Here is a 17,941-nt window from a genome sequence, read left to right on the forward strand (position 1 = left end):
CCCACCATGCGTCTGATTTGTACGACGAATACTCACCGCCTGTGGACAACTTTCGGCGCCCGCCGGGCGGGCCCGGCATGCTGGCACTCGTCGGCGGAGCGGGACCGGCTCCACCGGCGCACGGGGACGTTCTGTGACCTTTCGACGGCTACGGGGGCCTGTCATGCATCCGTTGATGAAGCCCGCGCTGCGGCGCGGCTGGCGCGATCTCAACACCGTGCAGTTCGGGATGACTCCCGCGCACGCGATGACACTGGGGCCGATGGACACGGCGACCGGGAGCTTCCTGGACCTGCTCGACGGCGCCCGGGGTCTTGAGCTGCTGCGTGCCGAGGGGCGGCGCATGGACCTGCCGGACGGCCATGTCGACGCGCTGGTGAAGCGCCTCTCCCGGGCCGGGCTGGTGGACGACGCACAGGGCGGCGGGCCTCCGGCTGAGGCGTTGCGCGGGAAGAAGGAGGCGCTGGACCGGCTGCGCCCCGATCTCGCCTCGCTCTCCCTGATCACTCCGGAGCCGGGCGGCGCGATCGACCGGCTGGCGGCCCGGCGGGCGCTGCGGGTGCAGGTGCAGGGCGCGGGCCGGGTCGGGGTCACGCTGGCCGCGCTGCTGTCGGGTGCGGGCGTCGGCGAGGTCGACGTGCGGGACGTGGGCCGGGTCCAGCCGTGGGACGTGGCACCGGGCGGGCTGCCGGCGGAGGCGGTCGGCGAGAGCCGTGCGGAGGCCGCGCGCAGAGTCGTCCGCCGGGCGGCTCCGGACCGCCCGCCCCGGCGCCCGGACCCGGCCGGGGCGGAGCCCGGCCTGGCGCTGGTGATCATCGCCCCGCGCGACGACGTCCTGGTGCACGCCCCGGACGCGCGCGCCGCCGAGCCGCTCATGGCCTCGGGAACCCCTCATCTCTACACCGGTGTCGTGGAGGGCACCGGCGTGGTCGGCCCCCTCGTGCTGCCCGGCGGGACGGGCTGCGCCCGCTGTCTGCACGAGCACCGCACGGACCGGGACCCGGTATGGCCGCGCCTGGTCGCCCAGTGGCGGTCCGGGCAGGCGCGCCGGGTGGGCGCCTGCGATCAGACGCTGGCGGCGGCGGTGGCCGGGCTGGCCGCCGCGCACGCCCTGGCCTTCCTCGACGGCGAGTCGCCGGCCGTCACGGGGGTGCGCTGGGAGGCGTCCGTACCGGTTCTGCACTGGCACGCGCGGCCGGTCTGGCCGCACTCCGCATGCCCGTGCGCAGCAGCGGAGAAAGCTAAGGGAGAACACTCCTCAACCAACGGGGATCCACACGCGACAATGGTGGTGCAACGGCCGTCGGCGGAGCGACGAGAGCACACCGACGCGGCACGGCCGACTGGGACTTGGAGGGCGCATGTCTGATCTTCCCCGGAAGGCGGTCACCCGGACCGCCAAGCTCGCCGCGCTCCCGCTCGGCTTCGCCGGCCGGGCGACCTGGGGTCTGGGCAAGCGCATCGTGGGCGAGTCCGCGGAGATCGTCGGCCGGGAGCTCCAACAGCGCACCGCGGAGCAACTGTTCAAGGTCCTGGGTGAGTTGAAGGGAGGGGCGATGAAGTTCGGGCAGGCGCTGTCCGTCTTCGAGTCCGCCCTCCCGGAGGAGGTCGCCGGCCCCTACCGGGCGGCCCTCACCAAACTCCAGGACGCCGCGCCGCCGATGCCGACCCGCACCGTGCACGCGGTGCTCACCGAGCGCCTCGGGGAGGACTGGCGGGAGCTGTTCCTGGAGTTCGACGACAAGCCCTCGGCGGCGGCCTCCATCGGTCAGGTGCACCGGGCGGTGTGGCGGGACGGCCGGGCGGTGGCGGTCAAGGTGCAGTACCCGGGAGCCGGCGACGCCCTGCTCTCCGATCTGGGGCAACTGAGCCGTTTCGCCCGCCTGTTGGGGCCGCTGATCCCCGGCATGGACATCAAGCCCCTGATCGCCGAGCTGCGCGACCGGGTCTCCGAGGAACTGGACTACTCCCTGGAGGCAAAGGCCCAGGCGGCGCACGCGGAGGAGTTCGAGGGCGACCCCGACGTGGTGGTGCCGGCGGTGGTGCACCAGCGCGACCAGGTGCTGGTCACGGAGTGGATCGACGGGATACCGCTCTCCGAGATCATCTCGAACGGTACGCAGGAGCAGCGCGACCGGGCCGGTCAGCTGCTGGCCCGCTTCCTGTTCTCGGGCCCGGCCCGCACCGGTCTGCTGCACGCCGACCCGCATCCCGGCAATTTCCGCCTGCTGCCCGGTGCACCGGAGGACGAGGAGGAGTGGCGTCTCGGGGTGCTGGACTTCGGCACCGTCGACCGTCTCTCCGGCGGCCTGCCCAGCCCGATCGGCGACTCCCTGCGGATGACGCTGGACGGTGACGCCGAGGCGGTCTACGAGCTGCTGTGTGCGGAGGGGTTCGTCAAGGAGTCCATAGAGCTGGACCCCGACGCCGTCCTGGACTACCTGCTGCCGATCATCGAGCCGGCGCAGGTCGACGAGTTCACCTTCACCCGCAACTGGATGCGCAGCCAGGCGGCCCGCATCGCGGACCCTCGCAACCCCGCCCACCAGCTGGGCAAGCAGCTCAACCTGCCGCCGGCCTACCTCCTGATACACCGGGTGACCCTGAGCACCATCGGCGTGCTGTGCCAGCTGGGCGCGACGGTACGGCTGCGGGAGGAACTGGAGGCATGGCTGCCGGGGTTCGTGCCCGAGGATCTGGAGGATCTGGAGGAACTCGAAGAACCCGACGAGACCGCAGAGGTCGCGGAGGTCGCGGAGGGCGTGGCGGGCGGAGAAGCGGGGGAAGCGGAAGAGGCCGGGGCGGCCGTGGAGGCTCAGTAGGGGGCGGTGTTCACCACCAGGACGAGTCGAGCCGGCCCTCGATCGCTCTGAGGTTGTCCCTGGCGCAGGCCTCGCAGAAGAACTGGCGGACGCCGTTCTCCACGGAGCAGGTCCAGGTGACGGGCGGGGGGCCGTCGGCCGGGGTGCCGCAGCGTGCGCACACGAGCGGGTGGGGCTCCGTGTCGGAGCCGCCGTGATCACTGCCTCCGGAAAGACTCGTCACCCGGTGACGATAACTCCGCGGCGCTGATCCGACGGGACAACGCACCGCGGGGGCCGGTCCGTTCGGCCGGACCGGCCCCCGCGGGGAGCTTTCGCCTCCCGGGATCGGGAGGCCACCGCTTCAGGTGTGCTGGGTTACTGCATCAGGGCCATGGCGAGCGCACGGCGGGCACGCATCGAGGCGCGCTCGGCCCTGCGCTGCATCCGGCGAGCGGTCGCCAGGCGCACGGCCCGGCGTTCCTGCTCGGCCTCGTGCAGTCGCTCGTGCATATGCGCACGAGCGAGGGCTTCTGGGATGAGTTGCATCTCTCGGGTCCTGTTCTGACGCGAGCCGGTGACGGTACCGGCGGTGGTGAAGTCTGAGATCGCGGAGCCTGCGGGCTCGCTGGTGGACGGCTTCATCGGGGCCTGCTTCTTGGGATCGTGCGTGAGGGGGCGGTCGATCGTTCCGAGGATGTTCATGCCGTGACCGGGTTCTTGCGCGGGCGGCCACGCGGCCGCTTCCGGGCGACGACGACGCCCTGGACGAACAGCTCGCCACCCCAGACGCCCCAGGGCTCACGCCGCTCCTTGGCCCCGGCGAGGCAGGCCTCGATCAGCGGGCAGGTGCGGCAGAGGGACTTGGCGTACTCGACGTCGGCCGGCGACTCGGCGAAGAAGACCTCCGGGTCGTAGGAACGGCAGGGGACGGGTACGCCGAGGTTCTCGATGGCGTCGTCGAGCGCGGTGAGCGCGGTGAGCGGGATCAAGGTGGAGTCCTCCGTGAGGCCGGGCGGGGGGATCGTTTCGGAAGGCGGTACGGACGGGGCGTGCGCTTCGAGTTGCACGGCTGTTGTTCCTCGTCTGGTCGTGCCGGTCGGGTTGGACCGGTTGGCGGCTGGTACCGGGTTCTGCTCGTGTCCCGAGGCCCCTTCGCTCCGCTCTCCCTGTTCAGGGAAAACAGAAGGGCCGCGGATCCCGGATGGGGTTCCGCGGCCCTGAAGGCGCCGGCCTGATCGATCAGGCTGGATCACTCCAGGGTTCTGGCCCACGGAAGGCCCACATCAGGTGGTGCTGCGTCGTCTGCTTCCGGCTTCCGGCACCGGCTGCCGTAAAGGCATAGGCCTGGGCCTGTGCCGCTACTGCTTCCAGTGCCTTGGTCGGTCGCTCATTGCGCTCACGGACGGGAAGACCCGCGAGAGAAACGGAGGACGCCGGACGCACGGCAGGAATGCCGGACAGACCGGTGCCCAGGTTCGAGACGCCGAGCATGCACACGGAGACGGCCGAGAGATCGGTCATTTTGGCCGCGCTGATGTTGGTCTTGATGCTGATCACTGGACTCGCCTCCTCTCGGCGTCTAGGGGACCGGTGTTGAGCCGATCCGCTCGGATATGCAAGTACAACACGGAACCGGGCCTTCGAGAAGGCCGCCGCTTCCGTGCCTAGAACCTATGGGGATTGCTGGGGCATGCGCAAACTATTTTTTCGACGAGTTCGCATCAGTCCCCCACTTCTTCTCCCTCGGGCTCCTGGCCTGCGCAGATGGCCAGAACATCGGCGCCGTAACGGTTGAGCTTGCGCATGCCGACACCGGGGATGCGGGCCAGCTCGCGATCGTCGTCCGGAGCGCTCTCGGCGATGGCCATCAGCGTCCTGTCGGTGAAGACGCAGAAGGCGGGCTGACCGCTGAGCCGGGCCTGGTCGGCACGCCATTCGCGCAGCCGCTCGTAGAGGCCCTCGTCCATGTCGGACGGGCAGCCGTCGCAGCGCATCAGCTTCATCTCGCCGGCGTCGGTCAGCGTGCGTCCGCAGACCCGGCACCGGGCGGGGCTGCGCTGGGTGCGTCGCGGCGCGGTCGCGGGGCCGCCGGTGAAGCCGCGCTCGACACCTCCGCCACCGGCACCGCCCGCACGGCCGACGGTGCCGGTGGAGCCGGGGCGCAGACCGTCCAGGAAGTGACTGGGCCGGCGGCCGGGTCTGCCGCCGGGGGTGCGGGAGAGGGACCAGGAGACGTGGAGCCGTTCCCTGGCGCGGGTCACGCCGACGTAGAGAAGACGGCGTTCCTCCTCGATCTGCTCGTCGGTCTTCGCATAGGTGATCGGCATCATGCCCTCGGCGACGCCGACCAGGAAGACGACGTCCCACTCCAGGCCCTTCGCCGAGTGCAGGGAGGCGAGGGTGACGCCCTGGACGGTCGGGGCGTGCTGGGCGCCCGCGCGCTCGTCGAGTTCGGCGACGAAGTCGGCGAGGGTGGCGGCGGGCCGGGCGGCGACGACGTCGTGGGCGAGGTTGACCAGGGCGGCCAGCGACTCCCAGCGCTCCCGGACCGCGCCGGAGCCGGCCGGCGGCTCGGTCGTCCAGCCCTCTCCGGAGAGGACGGCGCGCACCTGGGAGGGCAGGTCCACGGTGTCGTCCAGCAGCGCGTCGTTGCCGCCGAAGCGGGCCGCCGCGCGCAGGGCCACGCCCGCCTTGCGCACCTCGGGCCGGTCGAAGAACCGCTCGGCGCCGCGCAGCTGGTAGGGCACCCCGGCGTCGGCGAGGGCCTGCTCGTAGGTCTCGGACTGGGAGTTCGTCCGGAAGAGGATGGCGATCTCGGCGGCCGGGACCCCGCCGTCGACGAGTTCCCGGATGCGGCGGGCGGCGCCCTCGGCCTCGGCGGGCTCGTCGGTGTACTCGGTGTAGACGGGCTCGGGTCCGGCGGGGCGCTGGGAGATCAGCTCCAGGCGGTGGTCGGCGGCCCGGCCGCGGGCCTGGGCCAGCAGCCCGTTGGCGAGATGGACGACCTGGGGTGTGGAGCGGTAGTCGCGGACCAGCTTGACCACGGTCGCCCCGGGGTGGCGGGTGCGGAAGTCGAGCAGATGGTCGGGGGTTGCTCCTGTGAACGAGTAGATGGTCTGACTCGCGTCGCCGACGACGCACAGGCTGTCGCGGTCGCCGAGCCACAGCTCCAGCAGCCGCTGCTGGAGCGGGCTGACGTCCTGGTACTCGTCCACGACGAAGTGCTGGTACTGGGCGCGGACCTGGTCGGCGATGTCGTGCCGGTCCTGCAGGATGCCGACGGTCAGCAGCAGGACGTCCTCGAAGTCGATGACCGTGCGGTCGCGCTTGAGGTCCTCGTACACCGAGTAGAGCTGGGCGATCTCGGCGGGGTCACGGGGTACCTCCCGGCCGGCCTTCACCGCCGCAAGGGCGTACTCGGCGGGGACGGTCTGGGTGACCTTGGACCACTCGATCTCGGCGGTGACGTCCCGCAGCTCGCCCCGGTCGAGGCGGATGCGGCAGGCGGCGGCCGCGTCGGCGACGAGCTGGATCTTGCGGTCGACGAGCCGGGGCAGGGACCCACCGATCGCTTTCGGCCAGAAGAACTGGAGCTGGCGCAGCGCGGCCGAGTGGAAGGTGCGGGCCTGCACCCCCTGGGCTCCGAGCTGGCGCAGCCGGCCGCGCATCTCCCCGGCGGCGCGGTTGGTGAAGGTGACGGCGAGCACGCTGGACGGCTGGAGGATGCCGGCCCGCACCCCGTAGGCGATCCGGTGGGTGATCGCCCGGGTCTTGCCGGTACCTGCTCCGGCCAGCACGCACACCGGACCGTGCAGGGCGGTCGCCACCGCGCGCTGCTCGGGGTCGAGCCCATCGAGCACCGCGTCGGCAGAGTCCGGTACCGGCGGGAAGAGGGAGGAGTGCGTTGCTGCTGTCACATGGCCATGCTGCCAGGTCGCCGGAGACGGCTGTGCCGGTTGTCCACAGGCAGCCCCGCGCAGTCGTACTAATGCGGCAGGCGTCACTCGGGCTGACGCGGCAGGCGTCACCCGGGGCCCGTGCTGCGGGAATGGCGGACAGGCCGCGTACGTTCCTCTCCTGGACGAGCTTCCCCGACCCGCCGAAGGAGTGCGAGCGAGATGCAGGGCACTGTGACGATGTACAGCACCACGTGGTGCGGCTACTGCCGCCGGCTGAAGAGCCAGATGGACCGCGAGGGCATCGCTTACACCGAGATCAACATCGAGCAGGACCCGGAGTCGGCCGCATTCGTGGAGAAGGCGAATGGCGGAAACCAGACGGTCCCCACGGTGCTCTTCGCCGACGGCTCGACGCTCACGAACCCGTCGCTGGCCCAGGTGAAGCAGAAGATCAGCGCGTAGGCCTCCCGGCGCGTGGCGGCCCCCGACTCAGGTCAGGGGCCGCTTTCGCATGTTCACTCCGGCTTGTCCCACACCAGCGTGTAGCGCCACAGCAGGCGGCGCCGGTAGCGGCGGCCGGGGAGCCGGTGCGCGGTCGACTGCCGGACCTCTCCCCAGGTCATGATCGGGTCCTCCATCGGCATGTCGGCCGGACCCCGCTTGCCGCCTCGCCGGAGCGCGGTCAGCAGGCTCGCCGGGACCCCGCAGCCGCTGATCACCCGGTCCAGCAGGGTGTGGTCGTGGGCCAGGCCGACGACGACCAGTCGGCCGCCGGGCGCGAGCAGCCCCACCAGGCGGTCGATCGCGTCGTCGAAGGGGGCGTGGTGGATGACGGCGACCGCGCTGACGAAGTCGTAGCCCTCCTCTTCGAGACCGGCGCCGTCGAGGTAGTCGCCCTCCAGGAAGGTGACGTTCTCAGTGTCCCGCTTCCGCGCCTGCCTGATCATCTCCGCCGACCGGTCCACGCCGGTCACCGACTCCGCCCTGGTCGCGAGCCCGGCGGCGAGCAGGCCGTCGCCGCAGCCGACGTCCAGGGCGGCGCGGCAGCCGTCCGGGACCGCGTCCAGCACCACGGGGTGGTAGTGGACGTTGTGGTTCCAGTACTCCTCTGCGGTCATGACGGCCGTCTCAGACGAAGCTCCTCGTCGGCAGCGGCTTGCCGTACCACATCTCGATCAGGCGGGCCGCGATCGAGATGCCGTAGGGCGGCAGGACGTCGCCGGAGTCGAAGGCGGCGCCGAGTTCGTCGCGGGAGAACCAGCGGGCCTCGTGGATCTCGTCGCCGTCGACGTCGACCTCGGTCGTGGTGGCGCGGGCCATGAAGCCGAGCATCAGGCTGGACGGGAACGGCCAGGGCTGGCTGGCGACGTACTCGACCGGGCCGACGGTGATCCCGGCCTCCTCGAAGACCTCGCGGCGCACCGCCTGCTCGATGGACTCGCCGGGCTCCACGAAGCCGGCGAGCGTGGAGAAGCGGCCCTCGGGCCAGTGGACCTGGCGGCCGAGCAGGATGCGGTCGTCCTCGTCGGTGACGGCCATGATCACGGCGGGGTCGGTGCGCGGGTAGTGCTCGGCGCCGCAGGCGGGGCAGCGGCGGATGTGGCCGGCGGCTGCGATGACCGTGCGCTCGCCGCAGCGGGAGCAGAAGCGGTGGGTGCGCTGCCAGTTCTCCAGGCCGACCGCGTGCACCATCAGGCCGGTGTCCCGCGGGGACAGCAGCAGTCCGGCCTCGCGCAGGCCGGCCGGGCGTGCGGACTGGTCGATGCGGCCGGGCAGGGCGTCCTTCTGGAGGGCGAAGTAGCTGACGCCGTCCTCGTCGGTGCCCAGGAAGTAGCGGTGCGCCTCGGTGAGGGGGGCCTCGAAGGAGGGCGTCATGACGAGTTCGGTGCGGCCGTCGGGCGTCTCGTCGATGAGGACCTGACCGCCGGAGACCACGAAACAGCGGGTGTCGGGGTGGCTCCACGCCGCGGCCAGCCAGGCTTCGTCGAGCCGGTGGTGGGCGGCGCGGTCGATGCCGCTCGGGGCGGTGAGCGAGATGGGTCGGTCTGCGGTGTGGTCGGTCCAGGTGGTCACGGGTGCTTCCAACTCCCCCAGTGCAACGGATGTTTCAGCGGGCGGTTCAGCGGGACGAAGGGCGGGAGGAGAACGGGTGGGGCGGGGGCGGGGCGGGCGGGGCGGCCCTTCCAGTGTGCCCCGCTCGCGGTGCCACTCCCGACGGCGTCGGGGACTCAGGGGGCATGGCGCCAGTTCTCGGCGAGGTCGCCCCAGAGGTAGGCGCTGGTCTCGACGCCCTTGAGGAGGAGGTCCAGCTCGACCTTCTCGTTCGGGGCGTGCCAGCCGTCGGAGGGGACGGAGATGCCCAGGAAGAGAACAGGTGCGCCGAGGACGTCCTGGAGGTCCGCGGCGGGTCCCGAGCCACCCGATCGGGTGAACCGGATCGGTTCCTCGAAGGCCCGGCCCATGGCGCGGGCGAGCGACTGGAGGCCGGGGTGGTCGAGCGGGGTCAGGCACGGGCGCGTGGCCGGCAGGAAGGTGATCTCGGCGCGGATCCCGGCGGGAATCCGCTCGGTGGCCCAGGCCCGGACGATCTTCTCGATGTGCTCGGGCTCCTGCCCCGCGACCAGCCGGAACGACAGCTTCAGCAGGGCCGAGGACGGGATGATCGTCTTGCTGCCGGGGCCCTGGTAGCCGCCGCCGATGCCGTTGACCTCGGCGGTCGGGCGGGCCCAGACGCGTTCCAGGGTGGTGTGCCCGGCCTCGCCCTCGGTGGCGTACGAGTGCGCTTCGCGCAGCCAGCTCTCCTCGTCGAACGGCAGCTCGGCCCACAGCTGCCGTTCACGGTCGCTGAGCTCGACGATGCCGTCGTAGAAGCCGGGGACCGCCACGCGCGCGTGCTCGTCGTGCAGGGCGGCGACCAGCCGGGCCGCGACGGTGGCCGGGTTGGGGACGGCGCCGCCGAAGGCGCCGGAGTGGATGTCCTGGTCGGGGCCGTGCAGGACGATCTGGCACTCGGCGAGCCCGCGCATGCCCGTGCACACCGTGGGGGTGTCCTCGGACCACATGCCGGTGTCGGAGACGATCACGGCGTCGGCGGCGAGCCGCTCCGCGTGCTCCTCGACGAGCGCCCGGAAGTGCGGCGAGCCGGACTCCTCCTCGCCCTCGACGAGCAGCTTGAGGTGCACGGCGGGGGCGGTGCGGCCGGTGGCGGCGAGGTGGGCGCGGACGCCGAGTGTGTGGAAGAACACCTGGCCCTTGTCGTCGGCCGCCCCGCGCGCGTAGAGCCGGCCGTCCCGGACGACCGGCTCGAAGGGGTCGCTGTCCCAGCCGTCCTCGCGGGCGGCGGGCTGGACGTCGTGATGGCCGTAGACGAGGACCGTGGGCGCGTCCGGATCGGCCGCGGGCCACTCGGCGAAGACGGCCGGGGCGCCCGGTGTCTCCCAGACCTCGGCGGTCGGGAAGCCGGTCTCCGTCAGTCGGGCGGCGAGCCAGTCGGCGCTGCGGCGTACATCGGGGGCGTGATCGGGCTGGGCCGACACGGAGGGGATGCGCAGCCATTCGGCAAGGTCGGCGAGGAAGGCGGCGCGGTGCTGCTCGATGTACGTACGGACGGCGCTGTCCGGGGTCTGGCTCATGGTCACGAGCCTATCGGCCCGGACCGACATCCTCGGCGGGCGGTTCGTCACACTCGGCTTGTCCGACGATCAGCCTTTCCAGGCCGGCCCGGTCCGGCAGACCGTCCGGTCGTTCGACCTCGCCGGTGCGTACGTGCACGAACGCGGCCGTGACCGACTCGGGCGGCACGCCCTGCTGCTCGGCCCAGCCGATCCGGTAGATCGCCAGCTGGAGCGGGTCGGCGAGGCGGGTGCGGCTGGTCTTCCAGTCGACGATCTCGTACGTCGTCCCGTACGTCGCCCCGTCGCCGTGGTCCGTCCGGTAGACGGCGTCGATACGGCCTCTGACGACCCGGCCCGCGAGGGAGAGCTGGAAGGGGGCCTCGACGCGGTACGGCGTGCGGTGCGCGTACTCGGTGCGTTCGAAGGCCTCCTTGAGGGCTTCCAGGTCGCGTTCGTCGGCGATCTCGGCATCGCCGCCGGGCAGCTCGTCGGGCTCCAGCATGGGCAGCGTGAGTTCCTCGAAGCGGGCCTCGACCCAGGCGTGGAACCGGGTGCCCCGGCGCGCGGCGGGCTGCGGAGGGCGCGGCATGGGGCGCGCGAGTTCCTGTGCGAGCCCGTCCGGGTCCTCGGCCAGCCGCATCAGCTGGGTCGCGGACAGCGTGGCGGGGAGGGGGACGTCGGTGACGTTCCGGCGGGCGCGCAGCAGCTCGCCGGTGAGTGCGTCGAGGTCGCGGTCCCAGGAGGCGATGGTGCGGGCTTCCTCGGGGGTGAGGGGGGTCCGCTCGGTTTCCTCCGGCACCCGCGCGTGTCCTGGTTCGGGTTCCGGGGCACGCTCGTGCGCCGGCGTGCGCTCGGGGGGCGCGGCCTGGTGCGGGATCGCCGGGCGGTCGCTGCTCAAGGAGTCCCAGTCGGCGGAGTCCGCGTCCGGGAGGTCGTCCTCGTAGTCCGGGAGGTCGTCCTCGTAGGGATCGGGTTCCTCGTCCTCGGGCGGCGGGGGCCAGTCCGGGTCCTCGACGGCGGCGTCGGCGGCGGCGGGAGCGCCTCCGCCGGTTCCGGCGGTGAGGGCGTCCAGGTGGGCGAGGACGGTCTCGGCCGCCGCGCGGCGGCGGGCCAGGGCGGCCTCGTCCAGGGGCAGCGGCCACACCTGGTCGGCGCTCACCGCGTGCAGGGCCGGGTTCTCCGCGTCCTCCTCCGGTTCGTCGGCCCAGGCCTCGATCTCGCCGTACCCGGCGGCACAGTGGTCGTACAGGGCCTGGAGGAAGTCGGAGGGGCCGCGCGGCTTCTTCTGGCTGGGGCCCCACCAGTGGCCGGAGCCGAGGAGCAGGGAGCGGGGCCGGGTGAAGGTGACGTAGCCGAGGCGGAGCTCCTCGGTGTGCTGGTGGTCCTTCATGGCCTCGTGGAAGGCCTTCATGCCCCGCGAGTCCCAGGCCTCGACGTCGGGCAGGGTGGCGGTGTCGCCGCGCAGGGCGTGCGGGAGCACCTTGGCCTGGGCGGTCCACTTCTCGCGGCCCTGGCTGCTCGGGAAGGTGCCCTTGACCAGGCCGGGGACGACGACGACGTCCCACTCCAGGCCCTTGGACTTGTGCGCGGTGAGCACCTTGACGGTGTTCTCGCCGCCGGGCAGGGCGTTGTCGAGGCCCTTCTCGTACTGCGCGGCGGTGCGCAGGAAACCGAGGAAGGCGAGCAGGGTCGCCTCCTGGTCGCCGGCCGCGAAGGAGGCGGCGACGTCCAGGAAGTTGGACAGGGTCTCGCGGCGGCGGGCGGCCAGCGCGTGCGGGGACGCGGACAGCTCCACCTCCAGGCCGGTGACGGCGAGGACCCGGTGCAGGACGTCCATCAGCGGGTCGGACAGGGAGCGGCGCAGCTCGCGCAGTTCGGTGGCGAGGCGGGCGAAGCGCACGCGCGCGTCCGGCGAGAACGGCAGCCCGTCGTCGCCCTGGCCGAGCCGGTCTCCGTCGAACGGCAGCTCCAGGAACGTGTCCAGGGCGTCCGCGAGGGATATCACCTCGGCGGGGTCGACCCCCTCGACTGCCTCGGCGAGCCTGCGGTCCGGGTCGTCGGCGTCGCCCACGCGCGTGTGGGACACCATCAGCCGGGCGCGGCGGCCGAGGAGGGCGAGGTCGCGGGGGCCGATGCGCCAGCGCGGGCCGGTCAGCAGCCGGACCAGGGAGGCGTTGGCGCCCGGGTCCTGGAGCACCTCGCAGACGGCTACGAGGTCGGCGACCTCGGGCAGGTGCAGCAGCCCGGAGAGGCCGACGACCTCGACGGGGACGTCACGGGCGACGAGGGCGCCCTGGATCTCCGCGAAGTCGGTCGCCGTACGGCACAGGACCGCGATCTCACCCGGCGCGGTGCCGGTGCGGACGAGGTGGGCGACCGAGTCGGCGATCCAGTCCATCTCCTCGGCATGGGTGCGCAGCAGGGCGCAGCGGACCGTGCCGTCGCGTTCCGCGCCTGGGGCGGGGCGGAGGGCTTCCACGCCCGCGTGCATGGCGCGCAGCGGCTCGGCGAGGCCGTTGGCGAGGTCGAGGAGGCGGCCGCCGCTGCGGCGGTTCTCGCTGAGCGCCTGGCGGGTGGCGGGGCGCCCGTCGGCGTGCGCGAAGTGCTCGGGGAAGTCGTCCAGGTTGGCGACGGAGGCGCCACGCCAGCCGTAGATGGCCTGGCAGGGGTCGCCGACCGCGGTCACGGGATGGCCGGTGCCGGCGCCGAACAGGCCCGCCAGCAGCACGCGCTGGGCGACCGAGGTGTCCTGGTACTCGTCGAGGAGTACGACCCGGAACTCGTCGCGCATGAGCCTGCCCACCTCGGCGATGCCGGCCAGTGCCGCGGACAGCGCGATCTGGTCGCCGAAGTCGAGCAGGTCCCGCTCCCGCTTGGCGGCCCGGTAGCGGACGACCAGCTCGGCCAGTTCACGGCGCGCGGCGGCCGCCTCGGGAACCTTGCGCAGGTCGGCGTTGCCGAGCCTGACGCCCGCCAGGGTGTTCAGCAGACCGGCGTCCCAGGCCCGCAGGTCCTCGGGGCGCACCAGGTGTTCGGCGAGTTCGGAGTCGAGGGTGAGCAGGTCGCTGACCAGGTCGGCGAAGGAGCGGGTGAGGGCCGGGTAGGGGCCGGGGGCCTCGCGCAGCACGCGCGCGGCGAGCTGGTAGCGGGTGGCGTCGGCGAGCAGCCGGGAGGTCGGCTCCAGGCCGATGCGCAGGCCGTGGTCGGTCAGCAGCCGGCCCGCGAAGGCGTGGTACGTGGAGATGACCGGCTCGCCGGGCGGGTGGTCCGGGTCGATGACGTCGGGGTCGGTGACGCCGGCCCTGACGAGCGCCTTGCGGACGCGTTCGGCGAGCTCGCCGGCCGCCTTGTTGGTGAAGGTGAGGCCGAGGACCTGTTCCGGGGCCACCTGTCCGGTGCCGACCAGCCAGACCACGCGGGCCGCCATCACCGTCGTCTTGCCCGACCCGGCGCCGGCCACGATCACCTGTGGGGCCGGCGGCGCGATGATGCAGGCCGTCTGCTCCGGGGTGAACGGGATGCCGAGGAGCTCCTTGAGCTGCTCGGGGTCGGTGATACGGGCGGGCATGAGGAAAGAGGCTAGCGGCGGGCACTGACAATCGATAAAACGGCGCAATCGGCGCAGCGGCGCTCACTCCACCACGTGCCGCCCCTCCGGCCGCGCGCTGCACGAGGCGCGGAAGGCGCAGTGGGTGCAGTGCTGGCCGGTCGTCGGCGCGAACCGCTCGTCGAGGACCTTGCCGGCGGCGGTGGCCAGCAGTTCGCCGACCCACTCCCCCTCCAGCGGCTCCTGCCCCTGCACCTTGGGCAGGGTCTCGCCGCCGTCCCGCTGGGCGGCGCCCTGTCTGAGGTGGACCAGTTCGGCACCGCCGGGCTCGGGCCGTACGCCGTCGAAGGCCTCGTCGACGGCGCCCTCGCGGACCGCGAGCTGGTAGACGGCGAGCTGCGGGTGCCGGGCCACCTCGGCCGCGCTGGGCGCCTGTTTGCCGGTCTTGAAGTCGACGACGTACGCGCGGCCCTCGCTGTCCGCCTCCACCCGGTCCATCTGGCCGCGGATGCGCACCTCGTAGTCGCCCGCCCCGAGGGTGACGTCGAAGTCCTGCTCGCTGGCGACCGGGGTGCGTGCGGTGCGGTCCAGGACGTGCCACTTCAGGAAGCGTTCGAGCGCCACGCGCGCGTTGTCCTTCTCCTGCGCCGACTTCCAGGGCGCGTCGAAGGCGAGCGCGTTCCACACCGAGTCCAGCCGCTCCATGAGGACGGCGAGGTCGGCGGGGGTGCGTCCGGAGGCGACCTCGTCGGCGAGGACGTGCACGACGTTGCCGAAGCCCTGGGCGGTGGTGGCGGGCGCGTCGGCCTTCACCTCGCGGCCCAGGAACCACTGCAGGCTGCAGGTATTGGCGAGCTGGTCGAGGGCGCTGCCGGAGAGCACCACGGGCTGGTCCCGGTCGCGCAGCGGCACCTTGCTCTCGGTCGGCTCGAACATGCCCCACCAGCGGTAGGGGTGCGCGGACGGCACCAGCGGGCGGCCGTCCTCGTCGGCGAGCGCGGCCAGCCGGGCCAGGCGGCGGGCGGCGGCCTCCCGCAGGACTTCGGACGCGCGCGGGTCGACGGTGGTCGCGCGCAACTCGGCGACCAGGGCGGTCACGGCGAGGGGGCGGCGGGGCCGGCCGGTGACGTCCTGGGGTTCGACGCCCAGTTCGGTGAGGAACCGGGAGGGCTGGTCGCCGTCGTCCGCGGGGGCCTTCACCGCGGTGACGACGAGGCGTTCACGCGCGCGTGTGGCGGCGACGTAGAAGAGGCGGCGCTCCTCGGCGAGCAGCGCGCCCGGGGTGAGCGGCTCGGCGAGTCCGTCACGGCCGATGCGGTCGGCCTCCAGGAGCGAGCCGCGGCGGCGCAGGTCCGGCCACAGGCCCTCCTGGACGCCGGCCACGACGACCAGGCGCCACTCCAGGCCCTTGGCGCGGTGCGCGGTCATCAGGCGGACGGCGTCGGGCCGTACCGCGCGGCCGGCGAGGGTGTCGGCGGCGATGTCCTCGGCCTCGGTCTCCGCCAGGAAGTTGAGCGTGCCCCGGCCGCCGCTGCGCTCCTCCGCGCGGGCGGCCGTGGCGAACAGGGCGCACACGGCGTCCAGGTCCCGGTCGGCGTTGCGGCCGGCGGCGCCGCCGCGGCGGGCGGCGCGCTCCAGGCGCGAGGGCCAGGGCGTGCCGTTCCACAGGACCCACAGCGCCTCCTCGGCCGTACCGCCGTCGGCAAGGCGCTCCCGGGCCTTCCCGAGCAGCGCGCCGAGCCGCTGCGCCCCGCGCGCGTAGCCGGGGTCGTGCACGGCCAGGCGCTCGGGCTCGGCGAGCGCCCGCGCGAGCAGCTCGTCCGACGGGGGCGGGAACGCGTTGCCGGCCGCGCGCTCCTCGTCGCGCAGGGCACGGCCGAGACGGCGCAGGTCGGCGGCGTCCATGCCGGCGAGCGGCGAGGTGAGCAGGGTCAGCGCGGTCTCGGTGTCGAGCCAGCAGGAGGTCTCTTCCTCCCGGGTGCTCGCGGCTTCCGCCACCGCCACCGCCCGCAGCGCCGTCAGCAGGGGCGCCACCGCCGGTTCGTGGCGCAGCGGCGCGTCGTCGCCGTCGATGTCCAGGGGCACGCCGGCCGCGGTGAGGGCGCGGCGGACCGTCGGGATGGTGTGGGAGCCGGCGCGCACCAGGACGGCCATGTCGCTCCAGCGGACGCCGTCCTCCAGGTGCGCCCGGCGCAGGATGTCGGCGATGTTGTCCAGCTCGGTGCCGGACGTCGGGTACGTGTAGACCTCTGCGCGGCCGCCCTCCCGCGCGGCGGTCAGCTCGCGGTGCGCGCGCACCTTGTCTGCGGGCAGCCGGGTCAGCGGCATCCGCTGGGTCAGCAGCCGGGTCGCGGCCAGCAGGCCGGCCCCGGACCGGCGGGACGTGCGCAGCACCTGCACCGGGGCGGGACGCCCGTCCACGCGCGCGAAGGCCGACGGGAAGTCCAGGATGCCGTTCACGTCGGCACCGCGGAACGTGTAGATCGACTGGTCCGGGTCGCCGAACGCGACCAGGGTGCGGCCGCCGCCGGCCAGGGCGTGCAGCAGGCGCACCTGGGCCGGGTCGGTGTCCTGGTACTCGTCGACGTACACGGCGTCGTAGCGGCCGGCGAGGTCCAGGGCGACCTCGGGGCGGTGGGCGAGCAGCACCGCGCGGTGGACGAGTTCGGAGTAGTCGAGGACGCCCTGGAGGTCGAGGACGTCGAGGTACTCGGCGAGGAAGGCGGCCGCGGCCCCCCAGTCGGGGCGCCCGATACGGCGGGCGAAGGCGTCCAGGGCGGCCGGGTCCAGGCCCAGTTCACGGCTGCGGGCGAGGACCGCGCGGACCTCGTCGGCGAAGCCCCGGGTGGTGAGGCAGGCGCGCAGTTCGTCGGGCCAGCGCACATGGTCCAGCCCGAGCCGCTCCAGGTCGGGCTGGCCGGCCAGCAGCTCACGGACGGCGACGTCCTGCTCGGGGCCGGACAGCAGCCGCAGCGGGTTCACGAACAGGCCGCTGTCCTGGTGGGCGCGGACCAGGGCGTAGCAGTACGAGTGGAAGGTGGTCGCGCGGGGCGCACGGGCCGCGCCCACCCGCAGGGCCATCCGGTCGCGCAGCTCGACGGCGGCCCTGCGGCTGAACGTCAGCACCAGGATCCGCTCGGGGTCCGCGCCGCGGGCGATCCGCGCGGCCACGGACTCCACCAGGGTGGTGGTCTTGCCGGTGCCGGGACCCGCGAGGACGAGGAGCGGGCCCGCCCCGTGGTCAACCACGGCGCGCTGTGCGGCGTCCAGACGAGGGGGATCCACGTCGGCCGGCGGGGTACGGACCAGTCGGTAAGCGCCACGGCTCCCCTGCCGCCCCTGTTGGTGCGGCAGGCGCCTGGTGGAGGAAGAGGAGCTCACGTGGTTCGCCGGTCCTGGTGGGTGTGCTGGTCGGTGCGCGGTCGCGCGTGCGCGGGGGTGGCCGCGGGGTGAGCGGGACACGCGCAGCCGACGCTACGCCGCCGAACCGGACGGAAGCAGAGCTTCCGCTTCTTCCCGTCCGCCTCGTGCGGCGCTCGCGGCACGCGCGCCGCACATCTCACGAACGTACGTCATGCCACGGACGTCCCCGGTGTCCCTCGTACGGGCCACAGGTTCCCCCCGAGGGCCTCCGATGGCGGAAGCTGTCAGGTGTGAGCCCCCGCGTCCGCGCCGCCGTCCCACCGCGCCCGCTTCATGTCGAGCCGCGGCAGATGGCCCTCCGCGGCCCTGCTCGCCTGCTTCAGCGGGGTGCCCTCGGCGCGGTAGTGGTCCAGTGCGTCCAGCTCGTGGCCCGGCAGCAGGACCCCGTCGGAGCGCACCACCCGCCACCACGGGACGGCACCGCCGTAGAGGGACATCACCCGCCCGACCTGACGCGGACCGCCCTCCTCCAGCCACTCCGCGACGTCGCCGTACGTCATCACGCGCCCCTGCGGGATCCGCTCGGCGACCTCCAGGACCCGCTCGGCGTACTCGGGCAGCTCGTCCGCGTACCCCTCTCGGGTGTCCTCGGGAAGGCTCTGCTCGCTCATTCGCCCCATCCTGCCGCACCCCACCGACAACCCGCGCGGTCCG

At 73.2% G+C, this 17,941-nt stretch carries 14 protein-coding genes; 3 read left to right on the plus strand and 11 right to left on the minus strand.

Features of this window, described 5'->3' with window-relative positions; genetic code table 11:
• Positions 1-163 precede the first annotated feature (163 nt).
• Positions 164-1,369 (plus strand): TOMM precursor leader peptide-binding protein, encoded by a 1,206-nt coding sequence (locus tag ACFZB3_RS33080; RefSeq protein ID WP_391381901.1) that lies wholly within the window; start codon positions 164-166, stop codon positions 1,367-1,369.
• Entirely contained in the window at positions 1,362-2,822 is a 1,461-nt protein-coding gene (locus ACFZB3_RS33085; protein WP_391381903.1) for an AarF/UbiB family protein, read from the plus strand. Before ACFZB3_RS33080 ends, ACFZB3_RS33085 begins: the two co-directional genes overlap by 8 nt.
• A gap of 10 nt (positions 2,823-2,832) precedes the next feature.
• On the opposite strand, the gene ACFZB3_RS33090 is transcribed toward ACFZB3_RS33085, so the two are convergent.
• The 5 genes from ACFZB3_RS33090 to ACFZB3_RS33110 all read right to left on the minus strand — a co-directional run bounded on the left by ACFZB3_RS33090 (position 2,833) and on the right by ACFZB3_RS33110 (position 6,721).
• Positions 2,833-3,045: a hypothetical protein gene (locus ACFZB3_RS33090; protein ID WP_391381905.1), complete on the minus strand. Its 213-nt coding sequence runs from the start codon at positions 3,043-3,045 to the stop codon at positions 2,833-2,835.
• 134 nt (positions 3,046-3,179) lie between these two features.
• Complete coding sequence (locus ACFZB3_RS33095; protein ID WP_391381908.1) at positions 3,180-3,506, minus strand: hypothetical protein; 327 nt, start codon at positions 3,504-3,506, stop codon at positions 3,180-3,182.
• Positions 3,503-3,871: a WhiB family transcriptional regulator gene (locus ACFZB3_RS33100; RefSeq protein ID WP_010984500.1), complete on the minus strand. Its 369-nt coding sequence runs from the start codon at positions 3,869-3,871 to the stop codon at positions 3,503-3,505. The genes ACFZB3_RS33095 and ACFZB3_RS33100 overlap by 4 nt, the downstream gene beginning before the upstream one ends.
• A gap of 172 nt (positions 3,872-4,043) precedes the next feature.
• Positions 4,044-4,361: a hypothetical protein gene (locus ACFZB3_RS33105; protein WP_383707734.1), complete on the minus strand. Its 318-nt coding sequence runs from the start codon at positions 4,359-4,361 to the stop codon at positions 4,044-4,046.
• A 164-nt stretch (positions 4,362-4,525) separates the two neighbouring features.
• Positions 4,526-6,721: a UvrD-helicase domain-containing protein gene (locus ACFZB3_RS33110; protein ID WP_391381911.1), complete on the minus strand. Its 2,196-nt coding sequence runs from the start codon at positions 6,719-6,721 to the stop codon at positions 4,526-4,528.
• A 201-nt stretch (positions 6,722-6,922) separates the two neighbouring features.
• On the opposite strand from ACFZB3_RS33110, the gene ACFZB3_RS33115 reads away from it, so the two are divergent.
• Complete coding sequence (locus ACFZB3_RS33115) at positions 6,923-7,165, plus strand: mycoredoxin (RefSeq protein ID WP_361449847.1); 243 nt, start codon at positions 6,923-6,925, stop codon at positions 7,163-7,165.
• A gap of 53 nt (positions 7,166-7,218) precedes the next feature.
• Here ACFZB3_RS33115 and ACFZB3_RS33120 read toward each other — a convergent pair whose 3' ends face one another.
• From ACFZB3_RS33120 to ACFZB3_RS33145, 6 genes are all read right to left on the minus strand, one after another.
• The gene (locus ACFZB3_RS33120; protein ID WP_391381914.1) at positions 7,219-7,821 is read right to left on the minus strand and encodes a methyltransferase domain-containing protein; all 603 of its coding nucleotides are present in this window, start codon (positions 7,819-7,821) and stop codon (positions 7,219-7,221) included.
• Between the two features lie 10 nt (positions 7,822-7,831).
• Positions 7,832-8,776, minus strand: coding sequence for an NAD(+) diphosphatase (gene nudC, locus ACFZB3_RS33125; RefSeq protein WP_391381916.1), 945 nt, complete (start codon positions 8,774-8,776; stop codon positions 7,832-7,834).
• Positions 8,777-8,931: 155 nt separating this feature from the next.
• Positions 8,932-10,335, minus strand: a complete 1,404-nt coding sequence (locus ACFZB3_RS33130; RefSeq protein WP_391381919.1) for a dipeptidase — start codon at positions 10,333-10,335, stop codon at positions 8,932-8,934.
• A 10-nt stretch (positions 10,336-10,345) separates the two neighbouring features.
• Positions 10,346-13,885, minus strand: coding sequence for a UvrD-helicase domain-containing protein (locus tag ACFZB3_RS33135; RefSeq protein ID WP_391381921.1), 3,540 nt, complete (start codon positions 13,883-13,885; stop codon positions 10,346-10,348).
• 63 nt (positions 13,886-13,948) lie between these two features.
• The gene (locus ACFZB3_RS33140) at positions 13,949-17,245 is read right to left on the minus strand and encodes a UvrD-helicase domain-containing protein (protein WP_391381923.1); all 3,297 of its coding nucleotides are present in this window, start codon (positions 17,243-17,245) and stop codon (positions 13,949-13,951) included.
• A gap of 266 nt (positions 17,246-17,511) precedes the next feature.
• Positions 17,512-17,898 carry an MGMT family protein gene (locus tag ACFZB3_RS33145; protein ID WP_391381926.1) on the minus strand — a complete coding sequence of 129 codons (387 nt, stop codon included), beginning with the start codon at positions 17,896-17,898 and terminating at the stop codon, positions 17,512-17,514.
• Positions 17,899-17,941 lie beyond the last annotated feature (43 nt).

Source organism: Streptomyces sp. NPDC008092 (assembly GCF_042957285.1).
Lineage (GTDB): Bacteria > Actinomycetota > Actinomycetes > Streptomycetales > Streptomycetaceae > Streptomyces.

Bases quoted from the DNA above. Each gene is read 5' to 3' on its own strand.
- ACFZB3_RS33080 (WP_391381901.1), top strand. From the start codon at position 164: ATGCATCCGTTGATGAAGCCCGCGCTGCGGCGCGGCTGGCGCGATCTC.
- ACFZB3_RS33085 (WP_391381903.1), top strand. From the start codon at position 1,362: ATGTCTGATCTTCCCCGGAAGGCGGTCACCCGGACCGCCAAGCTCGCC.
- ACFZB3_RS33095 (WP_391381908.1), bottom strand. From the start codon at position 3,506: ATGAACATCCTCGGAACGATCGACCGCCCCCTCACGCACGATCCCAAG.
- ACFZB3_RS33115 (WP_361449847.1), top strand. From the start codon at position 6,923: ATGCAGGGCACTGTGACGATGTACAGCACCACGTGGTGCGGCTACTGC.
- ACFZB3_RS33120 (WP_391381914.1), bottom strand. From the start codon at position 7,821: ATGACCGCAGAGGAGTACTGGAACCACAACGTCCACTACCACCCCGTG.
- ACFZB3_RS33130 (WP_391381919.1), bottom strand. From the start codon at position 10,335: ATGAGCCAGACCCCGGACAGCGCCGTCCGTACGTACATCGAGCAGCAC.
- ACFZB3_RS33135 (WP_391381921.1), bottom strand. From the start codon at position 13,885: ATGCCCGCCCGTATCACCGACCCCGAGCAGCTCAAGGAGCTCCTCGGC.
- ACFZB3_RS33145 (WP_391381926.1), bottom strand. From the start codon at position 17,898: ATGAGCGAGCAGAGCCTTCCCGAGGACACCCGAGAGGGGTACGCGGAC.